The organism is Paenibacillus thermotolerans (assembly GCF_028745515.1).
Taxonomy (GTDB): Bacteria; Bacillota; Bacilli; order Paenibacillales; family YIM-B00363; genus Paenibacillus_AE; species Paenibacillus_AE thermotolerans.
This window is the reverse complement of record NZ_JAQZSG010000031.1, coordinates 14252-33156: the sequence shown is the minus strand read 5'-3', so window position 1 is coordinate 33156 and position 18905 is coordinate 14252. Positions and strand designations below refer to the sequence as shown.

Sequence of the window (18905 nt, the reverse complement as noted above, 5' to 3'; positions counted from 1 at the left end):
GCATGGAGGAAACTCATGAGAGCGATCGTGTGCACGAATTACGGTTCACCGGATGTTTTAAAGCCGGCGGAGATGGAGAAGCCTGTCCCGAAACCTAACGAAATGCTTGTAAAAATTCATGCGACTACCGTAGCGTCCGGGGATATACGGGTTCGAAGCTTCAATAGCCCGCTCTTGCTGTGGATTCCTATGCGAATCGTTTTGGGAATTAGAAGACCTAGAAAGCCAGTACTTGGGGTAGAAATAGCCGGTGAAGTCGAAGAGATCGGGAAAAATGTAACGCGATTCAAGAAGGGCGACCGGATTTTCGCTTTAACGGGAATGAGATTCGGGGGATACGCCGAGTATACCTGCCTGCCAGAAGATGCGGTAATAGCTTTAAAACCTGCCAATCTATCGTATGAGGAAGCCGCTGCCGTTCCGATGGGGGGAACCACGGCATTGTATTTTCTTCGAAAAGGCGGTATTCGACACGGACAAAAAGTTCTGATCTATGGAGCTTCGGGAGCGGTAGGCGTTTCCACGGTGCAGCTTGCGAAATTTTACGGGGCGGAAGTAACCGCCGTGTGCAGCGGCGCCAATTTCGAATTGGTAAAGGCGTTGGGAGCCGATCGGGCGATCGATTATACGAAAGAAAAATTTACAAATAACGGAGAACGTTATGATCTTATTTTTGACGCCGTCGGGAAGCTCTCGAAGCAGGAATGCAAGAGCGCGCTTACCGCGAAAGGAAATTTTGTGACGGTGGACGGGCAAGGAATCGCGAAAGTTCGAGCGGAAGATTTAACGCATCTCAAAGAACTGATTGAAGCGGGAAGCCTGAAGCCGGTCATCGACCGGCAATATTTGCTGGAACAAATCCCCGAGGCTCACAGGTATGTGGAAACCGGCCGCAAAAAAGGGAATGTAGTCGTTACGGTAGCGCATTAAATATGAAAAAGCACAGATATCCAATGGGGAGTGAATTTGTTTGAACCGCGATGAAACCGTATCAGCGGATCAGCGGTGTCCTTTGTGTAATGAAGGAAACGATTGCAATGCCGGAAGCGGCAATTGCTGGTGCTTTCATATAAAGGTGCCGATGGAGCTGCGAAAACAAATACCGGAAGAGCTGAGAGGGAAAGCATGCATCTGTCGACACTGCGTGGAAAAGTTCGTTAAAGAATAAGCGGAGCAGGGCTAGAGAACAAACGATTTCTCTAGCCCGTTTTGCCGACTGCACCTCTCAGGGGCGATCCTAGAGAGCCTTCAATCCTATTGGAGACACAACTTCCGTGAAGGTGGAGATATGGTTCGTAGAAGGGAAAAATCCCAGAAACTTTGCGGGGGCTTCCCCGATATTTTTTATTGCGTGAACAATGCCTTCAGGGATGACGACCAGCTCCCCTTCGGTCACTTCCCGTATTTCACCGCCAACCGTGATTTCGGCCTTGCCGCCAATAACGTAAAGAATTTCCTCCACATCTTCCTTGTGCTCCCCCAATGAGCAGCCCGGGTCCAGTTCAAAAGCGATAACATTGGATTGTTCCGACTTTATTCCCGACCAAAGCGGGAACTTAGGGTTGAACGGAAGATTGACCTTCCACTTTTTGTCCGAAGAACTCTCATACCATAAGTCCAGAAGCGGCAGCCGATTCAGATTCGTGTTTTTCATTTACAAATGCTCCTCTCGCAAATTTATAATGGCGCGGATCGTATGGTCCGCGCATTGTTGCCCGGAAAGATGACCGAATGTTTTTAACGTTCTATAAAATAACGGGTGCAGCAGGCTTTGGGTGTAGCCGAATATTTCCGCTTTCCGGCTCTCTTCGATCCATTCCTGGTCCTGGAGCATGACCTGAACGGCCGCTTTAACAATGGCCTCAGCTTGCAATGCGGAATTTCTCATGACGGTCGATTGATCGGCAAGCCGAATGGAAAGCCAAAGCAATTCCATCGTATTTTCGTAGAAGTTGTAAAAGTCAGTAACGATGGCGCGGACCTTTTGCGCGAAATCAGCGATGTGCAAATATTTGTGGATTTCAGGCAGTTTGTTTACTTCTAAAAAATGAGCGGCACAGCCTTGAAACAAATCCTCATTCGTCGGAAAGTATTTTCGGATCGTGGCGACGGAAATGTTGGATGCCTCGGCAATGGATTTGATGTCGGTGACCCCTATGGAATGCATGCGGTACGTATTCTCAACAATGGAGCGGATCGTGTTATGCTTTCTTTCTTGGCGAAGCGGCGAGGAGTATGTGCGCTTCGTGTCGCTCATGATTCATTACTCCTTCGATTTCGTCTGCGGGGTAAATTTTGGTAAGTTGTTATTGTATTTAATATATAAGTTATATACCGAATTTACAACTACTTTTTTTGTTGACAATGCCGGCGGAGATTCATACAATAACCGTTAATTTCAAACCGGAAATGCAAAACGAAAAGGATGATTAGGGGTGGTTTGACGATGAAAATATTTGTAGCAGGCTCGACGGGCGTCGTCGGACGACTACTGCTGCCGAAGCTGGTAGAGGCGGGTCATGAGGTGATCGGGATGACCCATAACAAGGACAATATCGCCTGGATTCAATCCGTGGGCGCACAAGGGATCGTTGTCGATGCGTTTGACCGGGAGGCGGTCGTGCGGGCGGTTGCGGACGCACAGCCGGATACGATGATCCATCAGCTAACCTCGCTCAGCAGCTGGAACTTGAAGGACAATGCCGACATTCGGATCAGGGGTACTCGAAATTTGGTGGATGCCGCACAGGCTGGCGGTGTAAAGCGTATGATTGCGCAGAGCATTTCGTGGGCATACGAACCCGGGATCTCGCCTGCCGTTGAAACCGATCGATTGGATGCGGATGCTCCGATGCCGCGCAAAACGACGATTGACGGTATTATTGCATTGGAGCGCGCCGTGGCGGAAATGCCGGAGTACGTCATTCTGCGATACGGAATGCTTTACGGTCCGGGCACATGGTATGATACGAACGGCGCAATGGCTGACAGAGTGCGCCGCAAGCAAGTGCCGGCAACGGATGGGGTAACTTCCTTCCTGCACGTGGAGGATGCGGCGAATGCCGCAATGCTTGCGTTAAAGTGGCCGACCGGACCGGTCAATATCGTCGACGACGAACCCGCTGCGGGGAAGGAATGGCTTCCGGCATATGCCGGAATGATCGGCGCGCCGATTCCGGATATTCAACCTGGACGCAACCGGGGCGAACGCGGCGCATCGAATGCGAAAGCGCGAAGCGAGTACGGATGGAAGCCGCTTTATCCGAGTTGGAGAACATCGTTTGCGCAAGGTCGGTTGTAGGCATGAAGAAACATAGACATTACGATATTTAGACACGCCTCGCGGTGTGTCTCTTTTACGTTTCCGAATATATACTTTTTTAGAAATCATTTAGAATCCTTCTTTCCTCATTCTATAAAGCAACGCAGCCCCCAATGGCTGCGTTGCTTTGCGTTCTCGCCAAGGAAAATTCCGCCAAAATAATGATTGCGTTTAAACGGAATTTAAATTACTATTCAGAGTAAAGGAGGTGATTAAGATGAACGAAGATTTACAGCTTAATGTTTCGTTGCTGCGGCGGCGTGTTCCGAATCTAACGGCTGCAGCCCGCGCAGCAGGATTAAGGGCTGCAACGGTGTCCAATCTGTGTACCGGTAAAATTCCGGTGGGAAGAGCGGAGGTGCGGACGCTGGCCATTCTCGCAACTCTTGCGAATTGCAGTCTCGATGAATTGATTATTCGAGGGAGCGGTGTAAAGATGATCGAAACCGGCATTAAAGTGTTGGATTTATTTGCACCCGTCGTACGAGGGGGCAGCGTAGGTCTGGTGGCTCGACACGGAATGGGGCAGCTGGTCATGCTTGCCGAACTGTTTCATCGGCTTAAGAAACGCGGATTCGCTTCGATATTGTGGAAGCCCGAAGATCCGGACGTTAAAGGTATGGAAGATGTTCTGCCCCAGGCCGATTCTATTTGCGATTCGCTTGACGAAGCGTATCGGCAGATCGTATCGCACAAGCAGGAGCGCGATGTGATTCTCGGCGCCGATCGGTCCGTCGTCATTTCCGGAGAGCTGATGACTTTGCGGGAAAAGCTGCGGGAAGCAGGCTTGCGCCAGCCGACCGTAGTGCTGGTCGACACTCGCTTCGAAGCTCCGGATGAAGAAGTGCCGTATGGGCCGCTTGACACCCTTCTTCGCTTCGATGTTGATTTGGCGTCGCGAGGGCTTTTCCCGGCGGTAGATCCGGTGGCATCCGCATCGACGGTATTGGAAGGGGCTCAGCTTGAAGCGGCGCATCTCATGATCCAGCAGCGTGCCCGAAAGATGCTTCGGCGCTACCGGGAATTGCGTTTCATCGTCGATAAACAAGGGTTGGAAAAATTGCCGGAGACGGACATTCAAACGTATCATCGGGGAGAAAGACTTGAGGCTTACCTAACGCAGCCTTTCTATACGGCTGAACCGTATACGAAGAAAACAGGAGAATGGCTGCCGCTTCAGGAGACAATGGATAATGTGAGGCGAATACTGGACGGAGGAACGGACGGCATAGAGACAAATCAATTGTCTTATATCGGGGCATTAACGAAAAAATAGACCGCACCTGTCGCAAAGGCACGGTCTGGAAAACAACTCCTTCATAAACGATATCATGCGCCAGCATATCTTTCAAGTATTCAGGGGGACACCGTGGGTGTCTCCCTTCCTTTTGACCATTCACTCGATTACGATTTTTCCGATGGTTGTCGGAGTGCACGGTATGATGATTTCAACTGTGCCGTACTCGTACTTCGCCGATATTTTCGCACCCGGCCGAACCGCCTCAGGCAATGTAACCGTACGTTCAAATTCCCCGCTGAACCTTTCTTTATGAATATGGGCCAAATTGCAGTGATTGCGGTTCGATACGCCTTTCACATGCAGCGTATAGTCCGCGACCGATATTTCAATGTCCTCCTTTCGGACGCCGGGAAGGTCGATCACTACGATCAAATCCTGATTTCTCTTGTATATGTCGACAGAAGGAAACTCGATTTTGGAAGGCTTATTGCCGGGCGAATTCGATAATTGCTCCATCAATTCCTTGGTAGAGACGTTCTCGAGCACATCGTCCCAAAACGAACCTTGTTGAAACTTTTTCGCAAGCTCCATCCATTTGTTCATCTTATTGAAATCCATATGTCTTAACCTCCAACTTCGGTTCGGGACGATCGACAATGATATACATGAGGCTAAACATAAAAGCATCGCATACACAATTTTATTATGAAAATAGGATTTACATGTTCCGGTAAGAGAAAATCGGCAAACAGTAATCGACTCCTTCGACTTGGAATACCTATTAACATACGGGCCGATTTTTATTCGTCAGCGAAGGAGGCTAACGGCAATGACGGATCCTTCCCCCCGAATCGTGATCAATATTCATATCATCAAAGTTAATTCCTTTGAAAATGCGTCGGCGATCAATGTCGGTCAAAATTTATTGGCGGAATGGCATAATTCGGACAAAAAGACAATGGGCTGGGGACAAAATATGGGAGACGACAGCGCTTTTTGCGCCACGAGAAGCTTTGTGGACGACCGGGACCAATTCGACTCGATATCGACCTTCGATGCGGGGCGGACGCCATTACCTTAAGGAGAAAGGGATATGTCGCATGTTCGAGCAGACGAGTGTGAATATCGGCATCATGAAACTGAACAACGTGGACCAGTTAAGCAACGTTTCGATCGGACAAAATCAAAAGATCAATCGAAACGTGTACGCAAAAAAAACGCAGGGCTTCGGCCAACAGCATGCGGATAGGGCCATTCGCGTCGGCACGATTCATATGACACTGGATGAAGACGTTATGGATAAGTTCACGGTAAAAAATGATCGTTAGCTGCGATCGGTTACGGGAGGATTGCCCCAATGACCTTTGCTCCGATGGACGTAAATATGCTTGGCTTTAAAATCAATACCATCGATAACTCGGCTGTTGTAACTATGGGTCCGAGCCAGCACATCGATATATTCGTGTCCTATAAGCGTAATCAGGGAATCGGTGAAAACAACGGAGATTTGTCGCCGATTACGATGTCCCTTTCATGGGTTTCGGATACCGATCTTATCGATGCCAATACGATTAAGAACAGCATTGTATGATTATCCATTGGAGGGATGAGGATGATTTTCTTTACTCCGACAGCGGTCAATGTTTTTGCATTTAAAATCAATACCGTCGATAATGGATCGCTCATCAATGCAGGAGCGGTTCAAATTATCGACAAAGTGGTTTCTTATAAACGGAATCAGGCGGTATCGGAATTAAACGGCGATTTGTCGCCTCTGAGCTTGCCGATTTCCAACGTTACGGATCCGGACGTATTGGACAGCAATACAGGAAAAACGAGCGCATTTTAAATCATGAAGCGGAGCGAGCCTTTGAAAGAACGAAGAGAAACTCATGTCTAACAGGCATGAGTTTCTCTTTTTTTGCAGCACGGAATACGGTTTGTTTTTTCGAAAGCATGATTTCCAGTATGGAGGGAAGGCTATTCCGGTAATTGCTTGTAGACTTCACTTTCACGATTACTGGAGGAAGGCTTAATGACAAGGGTCGGCGTATTAGCGTATTGGTTGGTAGTTTGCGGAAAGAATCCTTTTCGAAAAAACTTGCAGCGAATGTTACAGCATTATTCCCCGAAGGATTTACAACGGAGGTGATTAATATTGAGATGCCTCTGTATAATCAAGACTTTGATGATGAAAATCGGGTTCCAGCAGAATATACCGCTTTCCGAAATAAAATGAAGGAAATCGACGCTGTATTGTTTGTAACCCCCGAATACAACCGCTCAGTACCGGCAGTATTGAAGAACGCGCTGGATGTAGGCTCCCGTCCTTATGGTGCAAGTGTGTGGGATGGCAAACCTGCGGCAATTATTAGCAACTCGCCGGGTAAGCTGAGTGCATTCGGTGCAAACCATCATTTGCGCCAACCTCTGGTATTTTTGAATATGCCCGTCCTCCAACAACCGGAGGCTTATATCGGGAACGTTGCCGAACTGTTGGACGATAACGGTAAGATTCAAGACGAGGGAACCGTTACATTCCTTCAAACGTTCGTCAATGCGTTCGTTGATTTGATTAAGAAATACAGAGCATAATGAAAAACCAGTGAAAACCTATAACGGCCGCCGGCTTTCAAGCCGAGCGGCCGTCTCCATATACGCCATCACGAATCCAACTTTCCCTGCCGTAGCAAGATGAAACCGAGCAAGATGGTCCAGAGCTGTACGAGGAACACAAGCATGCCGAAAATAAGAAATCCGGGAATCAGATCCGGGTGAAGGTATTGTGAAAGGGCACTGATGAAGGTTATACTTCCTGCGGCCAATCCCGACCAATAGAACCACGAGGGATAGTTTTCAAGCTTCGCCGCCCGCGCAAACAGAAGAACGGAAAAGCCCCATAGCATACTGACCGATACAAGCGCGGGGCCGTGAAGAGCTACGAACACCGTACCGGCGGAGTGTTCGATATTCGCCTGCTCCGCATGAGAGGAAGCATGCCACAACCCGGCGAGCGTCTGTCCGGCATGCCCGTCGATGGTGTGCTCGACGATGTGCACGGCCGCCCCTACAAGCATAATGGCCGTTGCAAGCCAGCTAACCGTCGCGGCGTACTTGTCGGTAAGGGTGAAAGAGAACGCAACGAATCCGATGACCGAGAGCATGACGCCGACCACGGCTCCAAGGTGGACTCCCTTATAAAACGGATGCGAAACGATGAATTGCATGGCGGCATGAGCATCTCCTGCCGGAAGGTCTCCATGCAAACCGCGAAATACGAGCACGGCAGCGCTGCCGACGATCAGGAATATTGCCGCAACGCGGCGAAAAATCAGGTTATACTTCAAATCTTTCATTCCAATCACCTCTTCGTTTTAGTCGAGAATATCACTTCCGACCTTTATCTTAATTTCCGTTTTCAAATTGTCCTTAAATAAAGTCTAAAAAAAGTATAAAATGTAACGAGATATGCTGAATGAATCTTAGCGGAGAATGGTTTGTAACCCTCGATACGAACCTTAACGTAAGGGGATTTTCTTATGTCCATCCGGTTCAAGCTATTGGTTTCTTACTTTGCGATGATTTTAGTCCCTATCGTTATTTTTTCTCTCTTCGCCGCTTTGCTCGCTGCAGTGTTTTTCAAGGATATCAAAGCACTTGGGGATGTGAATAACGAAAATATCGGTAAAGAATGGTTTCAATCCGTTATAGAATCATTTGACAAAAAAAATGAATTGCTTGCCGGAATCCGATTTATTGCTCAATATGACCCCGATCTATTGGCGGACGATACATTTTTAACAAAAACCGACGAACAGCTGAAGCCGCTGCAGACGGGGCTTATCGTCGTGACGAACGATCGCATAACATTCGCGTCTTCTTTAGCGGATCGCGATGATCTATATGCCCGGCTTAAGCAGTTGGATACGAGCCGCTGGGGCGACAACGGCAACGACCGATATTCAGTGGAACGGATTGATTTCACGCTCGGCAACCGCACTTCCGGAACCGTCTATGTTCTCACAGACGTTACGCAGTTTATCGGATTTATAACGAAATTTTTCCCCGCCGTTATTGTTTCTCTGCTTCTCGCCATCGGACTGACGAACGGCCTGTTAACTTACCTTGTTTCCCGAAGCATCATCAGACCCTTATTTGCACTGAAGCAAGCGGCCGAACATATTCAAGAGGGAGACCTCGATCATCGATTGAAAGTGCGAAAAAATGATGAAATCGGACAACTCGGCGCTGCTTTCGAAGAAATGAGGCGGCGGTTGAAACAATCCCTTCAAATTCAGCTTCAGTACGAAGAAAACCGAAAAGAGCTGATCTCGAGTATTTCTCATGATTTAAAAACGCCGATAACCGGAATAAAGGCGTGTATCGAGGGCATTTTTGACGGAATTGCCGACACTGCCGAAAAGCGCGATAAATATTTGAAGATGATTTACAAAAAAGCAACGGAAATGGACTATTTAATCGATGAGTTATTTTTATTTTCCAAGCTTGATTTGAAGCGTTTGCCGTTTCATTTTGTTAGCATCGATCTCTCGGCCTATTTGCGCGACTTTGTGGAGGAGCTTCGGCTAGTCCCTCAAAATCAGGGGATAAGGATAGACTTCCGCAGCGACGAAGACCGTCCGGTTTATGTGATGGCCGATAAGGAGAAGCTGCGCAGAGTGTTGATCAACCTTGTAGATAACAGCTTTAAATATACGGTCAGAGATCCCAAAGTCATTCGAATCGAGCTGCTGGATCGGGAAGAGGAAGAAGTGACGGTCAACGTGCAAGACAATGGGATTGGAATTGACGAGAAGGTTCTTCCTTACATCTTTGATCGATTTTACCGGGTGGAGCCGTCGAGAAACACATTGACCGGGGGCAGCGGTTTAGGACTTGCTATCGTAAAACAAATCGTGGAGGAGCATGGCGGAACGATTCGGGCGAAAAGCATAGTCGGGGAGGGAACAACCGTTTCCTTTACATTACGCAAAAAGTTCGGGGCGGAAGGTGGTCGGTCATGAAACGGATTTTAATCATTGAAGACGAAGACGTCATTGCGGAAGTGGAAAAAGATTATTTGGAAGCGAGCGGATTTCGGGTCGATATCGCGCAAAGCGGAGACATCGGCCTGCAAAAAGCGTCTACGGAAGATTACGACCTGATCGTTCTCGATTTATTGCTTCCCAAGACGAACGGCTTTGAAATTTGCCGGCACGTTCGCCGAAGCAAAAACATACCGATCCTCGTCGTCTCCTCCAAGAAAGAGGAGATCGATAAAATCCGCGCTCTCGGTCTCGGCGCGGACGATTACGTGACCAAGCCGTTTCAAATGGGAGAATTGGTCGCAAGAGTTAAGGCGCATCTCGCCCGATATGAACGGTTGACGCAAACCGCCGCGTTTAAAAAAGATGAGCTCCGAATCGGGGCCATTCATATCGACAAGCGCTCCCGAAAAGTATTCGTCAACGAATCCGAAGCGCAGCTGACTTCCAAGGAATACGATCTGCTTCTCTTTTTGGCGCACAATCCCAATCATGTGTTCAGCAAAGACGAGCTATTCGAAAAAATATGGGGTATGGATTCCTTGGGAGACATCGCTACTGTCACGGTGCATGTTAGTAAACTGCGGGAGAAAATTGAACCGAATCCCGCCAAGCCGCAATATATCGAAACGATTTGGGGAGTCGGATACCGCCTGAATGTGTAGGAATAGAACCCTGATATTAGCCGCGCGGCCGAACGAATCGGTTTACGGTAATGGCGATGAACGCGGGGCTCCTTTTTACATGTCAAGAGAAGTGAAGGTATTAATGAACTCATGCTTTTCCCATGGGTTTTTCTTTATGTTGTGGGTTATGATAAGTGAATATAACCAAAAATACCCAAAGCAAAGGGTTGGTGACCTATGTCAACGAGCAAGAAGCCTAACCGCTTAGCCAAAGAAAAATCGCCATACTTGCTGCAGCACGCCTATAATCCGGTGGATTGGTTTCCTTGGTCTGACGAAGCTTTTGATAAAGCGAAGCTTGAAAATAAACCGGTTTTTTTATCGATCGGCTATTCCACCTGCCATTGGTGCCACGTCATGGAGCGGGAATCGTTCGAGGATGACGAGGTCGCCGAGCTTTTGAATCGAGACTATGTAGCGATCAAAGTCGACCGGGAGGAGCGCCCTGACGTCGACAATTTATATATGGCGGTGTGTCAGGCGATGACGGGGCACGGCGGGTGGCCGCTCACGATCGTCATGACGCCGGAGAAGAAGCCTTTTTTTGCGGGCACTTATTTTCCGAAGACGCGGAAATTCGGTCGTCACGGCTTAATGGAAATATTGGCTCAGCTCGCACAAAAGTGGCGCGGCTCCCGCGAAGAAGTGCTTCAAGCCGGCGAAACGGTGGCGGAGCATACCGCCCAGCGGTCCATTACCCGGCTCAAAGGCGAAGTGTCGGAAATGACGCTCGACGAGGCGTACGTCATGTATACGCAGCTGTTCGACGCGGAACACGGCGGCTTCGGGGATGCGCCTAAATTTCCGACGCCTCATAATTTGTTGTTTCTGCTGCGTTACTATGCGTTAACCGGGGAAGATCAGGCGCTCGATATGGTGGAGAAGACGCTGGACGTCATGCACCGCGGCGGCATTTACGACCATATCGGCTTCGGGTTTGCGCGTTATTCCACCGACGAAGCGTGGCTGGTGCCTCACTTTGAAAAAATGCTCTATGACAACGCGCTGCTGATCATGGCCTATACCGAAGCATATCAAGTGACGGGCAAGAAACGCTATGCGGAAGTGGCGGAGCAAATCGTCAAATACGTGCTCAGAGACATGACCGACTCGCAGGGCGGCTTCTACTCCGCGGAGGATGCGGATTCCGAAGGAGTGGAGGGAAAGTTCTACGTATGGACTCCGCAGGAGGTTGCCGAAGTGCTCGGCGAGGAAGACGGAGACCTGTTCTGCGAGCTGTTCGACATCACGGAGGAAGGCAATTTCGAGGGGCACAGCATCCCCAATCTGCTGCAAGGCGCGCTCGATGCGAGAGCGAAGCGCGGCATGGGCGACCCGGCGGAGCTCGCGGGCCGGGTAGAGACGATGCGCGAGAAGCTGTTCGCGCATCGGGAGCGCCGCATACGCCCTGGCAAGGACGATAAGATCCTCACGTCCTGGAACGGGCTTATGATTGCGGCGCTGGCGAAGGCGTCGGCCGCGCTCGGGCGGCCGGAATATGCCGATGCGGCCCGCCGGGCGGCCGCATTCGCGCTGCGCGAGCTGCGCACCGGGGAAGGGCGGCTGCTCGCGCGTTATCGGGACGGCGAGGCGGCGTATCTCGGGTATATCGACGATTATGCGTTCCTCATCTGGGGCTTGATCGAGCTGTATGAGGCTTCATTCGAGATCGAACACATGAAGGAAGCGTTGGAGCATACCCGCGAAACCATCCGCCTGTTCTGGGACGATGCGGAGGGAGGCTTCTTCTTCGCAGGCGAAGACGCCGAGCAATTGTTCACGCGCTTGAAAGAGGTGTACGACGGGGCGCTGCCTTCCGGCAACTCCGCGATGGCGTACAACCTGCTTCGGCTTTCCCGCCTGACGGGAGACACGTCGTTCGCCGATTACGCCGATCGGACGTTCCGGGCGTTCGCGGGCGCCGTTCAGCGGTATCCGTCGGGCCACGCGCTGATGCTGACAGCGTTGTCGTTCGCCTACGGCCGGCCGATGGAGATCGTGATCGCCGGGGAGAAAGCGGCGAACGATACGGCGGAGCTCATCCGCGAGGTGCATCGCCGCTTCCTTCCGAATGCGGTCGTGGCGCTGCATACGCAAGAGGAGGATGCCGCCGACGTACTGCCGCCGATCCTTGACAAGACGATGAAGAACGGGCAAGCGACTGTTTATGTATGCGAGAATTACGCATGCCAATCGCCGGTTAACGGCATGGAGGCGTTGCGGGAACGTCTCGACGAAGCGGCGGAGTCGTAAGCGGACACCGATTCGCCGGACGTATGGTTCTGCGGGCAAAGAAAAAGAGCAGCGGACGCAAGGGGGATACCCTGGCGTACCGGCTGCTCTTGTTTTATTACTTCGCCCGCAGCATTTCCGTCCATAGCTCGGCCGGTTCGTACCCGAGGCGCCATGCGGCGACACCTGCGAGGTCGTATTTCTTGGCAAGGTCGATTCGTTTGCCGATCGTTTCGATATCTTCCATCCAGAAGACGTACCGTTTGCCGTTCTTCTTCAAGTCGAACTTCATTAATCCGTATTGCTGATCCATTGCGGCCGTGTAGGTTCCGTCCGCAAGGAACGATTGGATATCCTTCATAAAAACGGCTTGATTCGAAACCAGCTTGCCGGCGGCGTCGAGCTCCCACACTCGGATATAGAACGGAATGCCGAGCATCATTTTCGAGCGCGGAATGCCGTAGGACAAATACTCCTCAATTCCGCCTTCGACCCAGTCGAGTCCCGCTACCGGCCCCGGGGATTCGCTGCCTTTCCAGAACTGGTCGTAAGCCATGATGATCACGTAATCGACATGCTCGTGCAGCTTGGCATGATCGTAAGCCGTCTTATGATTCCACAATACGCTGCCGCGCAGCAGGTCGATCGAAACCGTCAAGCCTTGTGCGTGCGCCGCCTTGGCGAGAGCCGCGACGAACGCGGTGAACTTGTCTCGGTCGGAGGCCGCCATCGATTCGAAGTCGATGTTGATGCCCTCGACCCCCAGCTCGACCGATCGTCCGACCAGCGCGTCGATAAACCGTTTCTGCGCCGCCTCGTCCGACAGAAACGCGGTCGTGAGCTTCGAATTAAACTGGTTGTCCACCAGCGGGTGGACTTCGATTCCTTGCGACTTAAGCCACTGTAAGGCGGCCGGATCGGAGTCGTCCTTCAGCTTCCCGGTTGCGTCCGCGAGCGAAAACCAGGAAGGGGAGTCGATATCGAGTCCTTGCGTTTGAGACACTTGCCCGGATATGGCCGAAGCTTTCACCGAGCCGTTCCAGCCCAAATAGATCAGCTCGCGCAAATTGTCCCATAGCCGCATGCCGTCCAGCGTGACGATATAGCTGTTCTTCGCATAACGGCCGTAAGCGGCGGCTTGACGGAACGAATGAAACTCTTTCAGCATCGCGCCGTCCCGTTCGACCCGATAGTACGGGGCGTTGGTCCAGATTGCGCGGCCGTCCCATAAGATACGGGCGTTTTCCAGTTTTCCGGCATAATTCAATGCGGATGGAAGGGCTGCAAAGGAACTCTTCTTCTGGTCCCCTTGATACACGACATAGCGAAGCTCGTTGCGGAATACGACGGCGTCGTTCCGTTCCGTATTGACGATGTAGGAGTCCGCCCACTTGAGCGATTCGTTCACCGCATCCTGCAGCAACGCGAAAGTCCAATCGTCCTTCGTGTTTGCTCCTTGGTACACCCGGTAGCGCTTCGCGCCGTTTTGCCGTATGTCTTGCTTCTGCTCGGCCGGAATGTTATCCCACACCCAACGGTTGTTCGATCGATCGATGATGTGCGCGTTGCCCCATTTTTTCGCTTCGGCTTTCGCTTTGTCCAATGTGGCGAAATGCCACTGCGGAAGCGTTTTTTCGCCTTGATACAGGTCAAACCCGGGGTTTCTGTCGTAATTGTCCCATACCCATCCGCCTGAGGACAGCTCACGAACGCTGGCGTTGCCCCACTTCTTTGCTTCGGAAACAGCCTCCTTCAGCGTGGCGAATTCCCATTCCGGCTTGCTGAAATCTTTCTGGTACACTTTAAACTTCGGCATATTGTCCCAAATGACGCCGCGGTTATCGATCGCTTCCACATAAGAATAATCGAAAGCTTTCGCGTAACCGATCGCTTGATTGCGGTCGGAAAACTCTTTCAGCGTCTGATCCTTTTGATAGACCCTATATTTCGAGGTTCTATCTTCGGCGGCGGAGGCCGCGCCGGGCGTTACCGCGCCGGCAAGCAAGGACAGGACGAGCGTCAGTCTGGCCGCGCTTTTCCATGAGAACAAAATCTGATTTCCCTCCTATGTATTGATAGATTCGTTTCTATCAATCTAGTACGAGGGAAACGATGAAATTGTTGCGCTAATAATTATGTCCATTTAACGGAAAAACGCCCCGCCGAAGCCGCACATTGCTGTGGGCCCGGACAGGGCGCCGTTATACCGCCACTTCCGTTATAATTTCATCCTCTAACCGGAAGGAAATGGACTCCCGGTATACCCGCTTTCCGTATTCCTTCCACATATATCGGCTTACGGCTTCCGCCAGGTTGGCTTCAATCAGCACTTGCTCTCTTCCGGCTGCTACGATTTCGGCGGAATAGCCCGCCTCGTCGTCGTACACGAGCTCCACGCCGACGTCTTCCGGGCGGATGCTTTTGCGTTCCGCAATATGAAGGCATATGGCGTTCACAAGCTCCGCTTCCGACAAAACCATTACTGATACCGCCTTTTATTCGTTCGGTTACGGTCCACAAAGTACATAATTACTTTGCGCACCAGCACGAACAAGATATAAATCGCAAACAAGTTGACGGCAAGTCCCAAAAGGCTCCCGAGCGCCCCCATACCTGCGAATAAGCCGCCGAACAGCAATCCTGCCAAACCGCCGATCATTAAGCCGCGCATCAGGCTGCCTCCGAACGAAGGGCGGGCGGTTCCCGGCGTTGCTCCCGGACGGCCCGCCGTTGTCCCGTTGTTGACCTGATCCGATCGCTTCGGGGCCGGAGTCGTTACGTCTTTCTTAGGGGTTGCCGGCGTGTAAGAACGCGAAGGCGATCTGTATCTGGGCTTCGCATCGACAGTATCGAGCAAAGGAGCCGCTGCCGAGAACAGTAAGCCGATTGCTGCGATTGCCGCCAAAATCTTTTTCCACATCTGCGATGTCCTCCTTTTTTTGTACAAATACTATATACGAATAATGTAGGCTCCGGTTTCCGATTCTATCCTAAGGTGGTACAATGGGCAAAAAAAGGAGGGCAATGCGTTGACCTCGCGCTACCCCCAAGCCTATATCGATTTTCTCGTCCGTTTTCACGGCGATCGGGATTTTTTTGAATGCCACGAACTGCTGGAGGACTATTGGAAGGAGCATCCCGAATGTCCGTTCCGGCAAGTTTGGGTCGGGCTCATTCAAGCGGCTGTCGGCTTATATCACCAGCGGAGAGGAAACTTCCGCGGCGCCGTCAAAAGCTTTGCCGGCAGCATCCGCAACAGCGATCCGGCTTTGCTTCGCGAGCTTGGGATCGATGCGGACGATTGGCTGAAGCGTCTCGCGGAGCGCCGTGCCTTGCTGCTTACCGATTCGTGCGTATTATATGAAGATTTGGATATTCCGCTACAGGAAGAGGCTCTCTTCGAACGATGCCGGAGTCGCGCGGACGAGCTCGGGCTCCACTGGGGAAGCCCGAGCGATATGCAGCGCCGCGAGCTCATCCACCGCCATATGCTGCGCGACCGGTCGGACGTTATCGAGAAGCGGAGGAAGGCGCTTGAGACGAGGCTCGGCGGTTAACCGCCTGCACGTTCGTGCCGTAGATTTGGTTGTCGCTGGACAGCGCGAATGCGCGCCGGTCCTCCCGGTAGTCAAGGCGGAGCTTATCCTCGAAAAAAACTTCCTGCCTGCCCAAATAATAAAGCGGAAGGCCGGCGGCATTCGTCTCGGCCCGAACGTCGTCGCCGTCTTCCTGATCCGTGATCCAGACGGCAGCTACACCGGAGACGGCGCAGCCGCACCCTTCCGAGTCGTATACAAGCTTGATGCGGTCTGTCGGCTGTTGAATATGTCGCTTCAATTGGTTGACAGCGGAATCGGTTAGTTCTATGAACATCAAACGCATCTCCTTTTTCGTTGCTGAACGTTTAGTTGTGGTGTATCATTTTTATTATAACGATACTTTCCCGATTTTCACCTCCGGAACCGAAGTTTCCGGGTCAATAGCAACTTAAAGTGTAGGTTCATTCACATTGACACAGGAGAGTGACGTGCTATTATGGCAGCGGTAGAAGCGAAGCTGAAATCGTATTTGGAATTAATGAAGAAGATGAAAAGCTACGAGGAGGCGCTTGGGGTCTTGTATTGGGACCTGCGGACGGGCGCGCCGCGGAAGGGCGCTGCGTCGCGTTCGGAAGCGATCGGCGTGTTGTCCGCCGAGCTCTTCAGGCTGGGAACGTCGGAAGAGATGGGCGACCTGCTCCAATCGCTGTCCGAACCGTCGGCATTCGCCGGACTTTCCAGAGTGCATCAGCGTAGCGTCATAGAGAGCAAGAAGGATTACGAGCGCTCCAAGAAGCTGCCCGCACAGCTTTATCAAGAATATGTCGTACTGACGTCGCAAGCGGAATCCGTCTGGGAGGAAGCGAAGCCGAAGAACGATTATGCGATGTTCCGCCCTTATTTGGAGCGGGTTGTAGAGATTACCAAGCAATTTATCGATTATTGGGGCTATGAGGGCGACAAGTACAATACGCTGCTGGATATGTACGAGCCGGGAATGACGGTGGAGAAGCTGAATGATGTGTTCGGGGAGCTGCGCACCCGGATGGTGCCGCTCGTAGCGGCGGTCGCGCAAGCGAAGCAGCCGGATACCTCGTTCATGAGCCGGTTTGTACCGGTTGAGAAGCAGCGAAAGTTCAGCGAATACATTTTGAAGCAAATGGGCTACGACTTCGAAGCGGGCCGGCTGGACGCCACGGCTCATCCGTTCGCAACGGGGCTTAATCCGGGCGACGTGCGGGTAACGACGCGCTACGACGAGCACGATTTGAAAAATTCGCTGTTCTCCTCGATTCATGAAGGCGGGCACGCGCTTTATGAACAAAATATTTCCGAAGAGCTGCTCGGAACGAACCTGTGCACGGGAACGTCGATGGGCATCCACGAATCTCAATCGCGTTTGTGGGAAAATATGATCGGCCGCAGCTATGAGTTTTGGCAGCGTCAATACGGCGAGCTTCAAACAATCGTTCCCGAGTTTGCGGATGTCGCACTTGACGATTTCTACCGCGCCGTGAATGAAGTGAAGCCTTCGCTGATTCGCACCGAAGCCGACGAAGTTACATATAACCTGCATATTATGGTTCGTTACGAGCTTGAAAAGCAGCTGATCAACGGCGAGCTTGAAGTGAAGGATTTGCCGAGCGTCTGGAACGAGAAGTATAAGGAATATTTGGGCATTACGCCGCCGAACGATTCGCTCGGCGTGCTGCAGGACGTTCATTGGGCAGGCGGCAGCTTCGGCTACTTCCCTTCATATGCGCTGGGCAATATGTACGCCGCGCAGATGATGGACGCGATGAAGCGCGCGCTGCCGGCTTTCGACGAATACGTGGCGCAAGGCAATTTCTCGCCGATCAAGGAATGGCTGACGGACAAAATTTACCGCCACGGCAAGGTGCTCACGCCGTCCGAGGTAATCCGCAACGTAGCGGGCGAAGAGTTGGATCCTTCCTATTTAACGAAATATTTGGAGCAAAAATGCAAGACCATCTATAATCTATAATGAGATTCGCAGCTATAGCCGCCGAACAGCTTCGGCGGTTTTTGGCGTTTCGGCGGTATTCAAGCTTGTCCGGCGAAAGCTCGGAAGAAAAAGAAGCGAATCATGAAAAAGAAAGTATCACAATAGACGAATGTCCTGCATACAATTGAAATGAATGATTGTATGGAGGAGGTTGCAATTATGATTGCAGAAGATAAAGATTTGCAATGCCGAGAGATTATTACGAAAGCCGTCTGCGGCAAAGGTCGTAAATTCTCTCAAGTGACTCATACCGTAACTCCGCCAAACCATCCTACGAGCATCCTGGGGGCGTGGATTATCAACCACCAGTACGAAGCGGTTCGGTCCGGCGACGGCGTTGAGGTTGTTGGTTCCTACGATATCGACATCTGGTATTCGTATGACCGCAACCGCAAGACGGACGTGGCCAAAGAAACGGTTTCCTACGTGGAGCTCGTGCCGCTTTCCAATGTGGATCCGAAGCATCGCGTATCTACGGAAGAAGTGTATGCCGAATCGACGCAAGAGCCGAACTGTGTGGAAGCGAATATTTCCTCCTCCGGGCAGAGCGTTGTGATCCGCGTCGAGCGCGAGTTCGAGGTGGAGATGGTTGCGGAGACGAAGGTATGCGTGGTCGTATGCGCAGGCGGCTGCGACGACTTCGGCGAAAAATCGATCGATTTCGTCGGTGGAGACGACGAGTTCGACGACCTTGACGCCGATTTGCTGGAAGACGATCTCGACGACGAGGACTTAAACTGAATAGAGGGTACCGCTACCCGCATTCATGGAGTTTTCCGTACTTACTGACGGAGATCAGGTGACGGACCGCTGCG

Annotated in this window: 23 protein-coding genes; 15 read left to right on the top strand and 8 right to left on the bottom strand. The window is 51.4% G+C overall.

The annotated features are described in order from the left end of the window. Positions 1–15: 15 nt before the first annotated feature. Complete coding sequence (locus PT964_RS20865) at positions 16–930, top strand: NAD(P)-dependent alcohol dehydrogenase (protein WP_274365287.1); 915 nt, start codon at positions 16–18, stop codon at positions 928–930. 40 nt (positions 931–970) lie between these two features. Next, on the top strand, positions 971–1168 hold the full coding sequence (locus PT964_RS20860) for a cysteine-rich CWC family protein (protein WP_337995055.1): 198 nt from the start codon (positions 971–973) through the stop codon (positions 1166–1168). Between the two features lie 69 nt (positions 1169–1237). On the opposite strand, the gene PT964_RS20855 is transcribed toward PT964_RS20860, so the two are convergent. Beyond that, a complete protein-coding gene (locus PT964_RS20855) occupies positions 1238–1654 on the bottom strand; it encodes a cupin domain-containing protein (protein WP_274365286.1) in 417 nt (138 codons plus the stop codon). Continuing rightward, positions 1655–2257: a TetR/AcrR family transcriptional regulator gene (locus PT964_RS20850; protein WP_274365285.1), complete on the bottom strand. Its 603-nt coding sequence runs from the start codon at positions 2255–2257 to the stop codon at positions 1655–1657. It lies immediately after the preceding gene. 189 nt (positions 2258–2446) lie between these two features. Between PT964_RS20850 and PT964_RS20845 the strand changes: the two genes are divergently transcribed. Further along, positions 2447–3301, top strand: coding sequence for an NAD-dependent epimerase/dehydratase family protein (locus tag PT964_RS20845; protein WP_274365284.1), 855 nt, complete (start codon positions 2447–2449; stop codon positions 3299–3301). Positions 3302–3539: 238 nt separating this feature from the next. Next, positions 3540–4598, top strand: a complete 1059-nt coding sequence (locus PT964_RS20840) for a P-loop NTPase family protein (protein ID WP_274365283.1) — start codon at positions 3540–3542, stop codon at positions 4596–4598. Between the two features lie 120 nt (positions 4599–4718). On the opposite strand, the gene PT964_RS20835 is transcribed toward PT964_RS20840, so the two are convergent. Continuing rightward, positions 4719–5180 carry an Hsp20/alpha crystallin family protein gene (locus PT964_RS20835; RefSeq protein WP_274365282.1) on the bottom strand — a complete coding sequence of 154 codons (462 nt, stop codon included), beginning with the start codon at positions 5178–5180 and terminating at the stop codon, positions 4719–4721. Between the two features lie 211 nt (positions 5181–5391). On the opposite strand from PT964_RS20835, the gene PT964_RS20830 reads away from it, so the two are divergent. From PT964_RS20830 to PT964_RS20810, 5 genes are all read left to right on the top strand, one after another. Beyond that, entirely contained in the window at positions 5392–5643 is a 252-nt protein-coding gene (locus PT964_RS20830; protein ID WP_274365281.1) for a hypothetical protein, read from the top strand. 19 nt (positions 5644–5662) lie between these two features. Next, complete coding sequence (locus tag PT964_RS20825; protein WP_274365280.1) at positions 5663–5890, top strand: hypothetical protein; 228 nt, start codon at positions 5663–5665, stop codon at positions 5888–5890. 29 nt (positions 5891–5919) lie between these two features. After that, positions 5920–6153, top strand: a complete 234-nt coding sequence (locus PT964_RS20820) for a hypothetical protein (protein WP_274365279.1) — start codon at positions 5920–5922, stop codon at positions 6151–6153. Positions 6154–6174: 21 nt separating this feature from the next. Beyond that, positions 6175–6411 (top strand): hypothetical protein, encoded by a 237-nt coding sequence (locus PT964_RS20815; protein ID WP_425262773.1) that lies wholly within the window; start codon positions 6175–6177, stop codon positions 6409–6411. A gap of 203 nt (positions 6412–6614) precedes the next feature. Then, the gene (locus tag PT964_RS20810; RefSeq protein ID WP_425262774.1) at positions 6615–7157 is read left to right on the top strand and encodes an NADPH-dependent FMN reductase; all 543 of its coding nucleotides are present in this window, start codon (positions 6615–6617) and stop codon (positions 7155–7157) included. A 68-nt stretch (positions 7158–7225) separates the two neighbouring features. On the opposite strand, the gene PT964_RS20805 is transcribed toward PT964_RS20810, so the two are convergent. Further along, positions 7226–7918 (bottom strand): hypothetical protein, encoded by a 693-nt coding sequence (locus tag PT964_RS20805; RefSeq protein WP_274365277.1) that lies wholly within the window; start codon positions 7916–7918, stop codon positions 7226–7228. Positions 7919–8101: 183 nt separating this feature from the next. Here PT964_RS20805 and PT964_RS20800 point away from each other — a divergent pair, with 183 nt between their 5' ends. The 3 genes from PT964_RS20800 to PT964_RS20790 all read left to right on the top strand — a co-directional run bounded on the left by PT964_RS20800 (position 8102) and on the right by PT964_RS20790 (position 12546). Continuing rightward, positions 8102–9586 (top strand): sensor histidine kinase, encoded by a 1485-nt coding sequence (locus PT964_RS20800; RefSeq protein WP_274365276.1) that lies wholly within the window; start codon positions 8102–8104, stop codon positions 9584–9586. Next, on the top strand, positions 9583–10272 hold the full coding sequence (locus PT964_RS20795) for a response regulator transcription factor (RefSeq protein WP_274365275.1): 690 nt from the start codon (positions 9583–9585) through the stop codon (positions 10270–10272). The genes PT964_RS20800 and PT964_RS20795 overlap by 4 nt, the downstream gene beginning before the upstream one ends. A 198-nt stretch (positions 10273–10470) precedes the next feature. Continuing rightward, positions 10471–12546 (top strand): thioredoxin domain-containing protein, encoded by a 2076-nt coding sequence (locus PT964_RS20790; protein WP_274365274.1) that lies wholly within the window; start codon positions 10471–10473, stop codon positions 12544–12546. 97 nt (positions 12547–12643) lie between these two features. On the opposite strand, the gene PT964_RS20785 is transcribed toward PT964_RS20790, so the two are convergent. From PT964_RS20785 to PT964_RS20775, 3 genes are all read right to left on the bottom strand, one after another. Beyond that, positions 12644–14575: a glycosyl hydrolase family 18 protein gene (locus PT964_RS20785; protein ID WP_274365273.1), complete on the bottom strand. Its 1932-nt coding sequence runs from the start codon at positions 14573–14575 to the stop codon at positions 12644–12646. Positions 14576–14726: 151 nt separating this feature from the next. Continuing rightward, positions 14727–15005 (bottom strand): DUF2653 family protein, encoded by a 279-nt coding sequence (locus tag PT964_RS20780; RefSeq protein WP_274365272.1) that lies wholly within the window; start codon positions 15003–15005, stop codon positions 14727–14729. After that, the gene (locus PT964_RS20775; protein WP_274365271.1) at positions 15005–15445 is read right to left on the bottom strand and encodes a hypothetical protein; all 441 of its coding nucleotides are present in this window, start codon (positions 15443–15445) and stop codon (positions 15005–15007) included. Before PT964_RS20775 ends, PT964_RS20780 begins: the two co-directional genes overlap by 1 nt. 109 nt (positions 15446–15554) lie before the next feature. Here PT964_RS20775 and PT964_RS20770 point away from each other — a divergent pair, with 109 nt between their 5' ends. Further along, positions 15555–16082 (top strand): DUF309 domain-containing protein, encoded by a 528-nt coding sequence (locus PT964_RS20770; RefSeq protein ID WP_274365270.1) that lies wholly within the window; start codon positions 15555–15557, stop codon positions 16080–16082. On the opposite strand, the gene PT964_RS20765 is transcribed toward PT964_RS20770, so the two are convergent. Continuing rightward, a complete protein-coding gene (locus tag PT964_RS20765) occupies positions 16036–16398 on the bottom strand; it encodes an iron-sulfur cluster biosynthesis family protein (protein WP_274365269.1) in 363 nt (120 codons plus the stop codon). The two genes, PT964_RS20770 and PT964_RS20765, sit on opposite strands and share 47 nt — an antisense overlap. A gap of 162 nt (positions 16399–16560) precedes the next feature. On the opposite strand from PT964_RS20765, the gene PT964_RS20760 reads away from it, so the two are divergent. Beyond that, positions 16561–18069, top strand: coding sequence for a carboxypeptidase M32 (locus PT964_RS20760; protein WP_274365268.1), 1509 nt, complete (start codon positions 16561–16563; stop codon positions 18067–18069). A gap of 180 nt (positions 18070–18249) precedes the next feature. Further along, on the top strand, positions 18250–18831 hold the full coding sequence (locus PT964_RS20755) for an outer spore coat protein CotE (protein ID WP_274365267.1): 582 nt from the start codon (positions 18250–18252) through the stop codon (positions 18829–18831). Positions 18832–18905: the final 74 nt, after the last annotated feature.

What these genes read in the sequence shown, in the direction of transcription:
- PT964_RS20865 (WP_274365287.1), top strand. Translation starts at nt 16, where the DNA reads ATGAGAGCGATCGTGTGCACGAATTACGGTTCACCGGATGTTTTAAAG.
- PT964_RS20835 (WP_274365282.1), bottom strand. Translation starts at nt 5,180, where the DNA reads ATGGATTTCAATAAGATGAACAAATGGATGGAGCTTGCGAAAAAGTTT.
- PT964_RS20800 (WP_274365276.1), top strand. Translation starts at nt 8,102, where the DNA reads ATGTCCATCCGGTTCAAGCTATTGGTTTCTTACTTTGCGATGATTTTA.
- PT964_RS20775 (WP_274365271.1), bottom strand. Translation starts at nt 15,445, where the DNA reads ATGTGGAAAAAGATTTTGGCGGCAATCGCAGCAATCGGCTTACTGTTC.
- PT964_RS20855 (WP_274365286.1), bottom strand. Translation starts at nt 1,654, where the DNA reads ATGAAAAACACGAATCTGAATCGGCTGCCGCTTCTGGACTTATGGTAT.
- PT964_RS20755 (WP_274365267.1), top strand. Translation starts at nt 18,250, where the DNA reads ATGATTGCAGAAGATAAAGATTTGCAATGCCGAGAGATTATTACGAAA.
- PT964_RS20805 (WP_274365277.1), bottom strand. Translation starts at nt 7,918, where the DNA reads ATGAAAGATTTGAAGTATAACCTGATTTTTCGCCGCGTTGCGGCAATA.
- PT964_RS20850 (WP_274365285.1), bottom strand. Translation starts at nt 2,257, where the DNA reads ATGAGCGACACGAAGCGCACATACTCCTCGCCGCTTCGCCAAGAAAGA.
- PT964_RS20840 (WP_274365283.1), top strand. Translation starts at nt 3,540, where the DNA reads ATGAACGAAGATTTACAGCTTAATGTTTCGTTGCTGCGGCGGCGTGTT.
- PT964_RS20825 (WP_274365280.1), top strand. Translation starts at nt 5,663, where the DNA reads ATGTTCGAGCAGACGAGTGTGAATATCGGCATCATGAAACTGAACAAC.
- PT964_RS20765 (WP_274365269.1), bottom strand. Translation starts at nt 16,398, where the DNA reads ATGTTCATAGAACTAACCGATTCCGCTGTCAACCAATTGAAGCGACAT.
- PT964_RS20815 (WP_425262773.1), top strand. Translation starts at nt 6,175, where the DNA reads ATGATTTTCTTTACTCCGACAGCGGTCAATGTTTTTGCATTTAAAATC.
- PT964_RS20820 (WP_274365279.1), top strand. Translation starts at nt 5,920, where the DNA reads ATGACCTTTGCTCCGATGGACGTAAATATGCTTGGCTTTAAAATCAAT.
- PT964_RS20795 (WP_274365275.1), top strand. Translation starts at nt 9,583, where the DNA reads ATGAAACGGATTTTAATCATTGAAGACGAAGACGTCATTGCGGAAGTG.
- PT964_RS20760 (WP_274365268.1), top strand. Translation starts at nt 16,561, where the DNA reads ATGGCAGCGGTAGAAGCGAAGCTGAAATCGTATTTGGAATTAATGAAG.
- PT964_RS20790 (WP_274365274.1), top strand. Translation starts at nt 10,471, where the DNA reads ATGTCAACGAGCAAGAAGCCTAACCGCTTAGCCAAAGAAAAATCGCCA.
- PT964_RS20830 (WP_274365281.1), top strand. Translation starts at nt 5,392, where the DNA reads ATGACGGATCCTTCCCCCCGAATCGTGATCAATATTCATATCATCAAA.
- PT964_RS20845 (WP_274365284.1), top strand. Translation starts at nt 2,447, where the DNA reads ATGAAAATATTTGTAGCAGGCTCGACGGGCGTCGTCGGACGACTACTG.
- PT964_RS20780 (WP_274365272.1), bottom strand. Translation starts at nt 15,005, where the DNA reads ATGGTTTTGTCGGAAGCGGAGCTTGTGAACGCCATATGCCTTCATATT.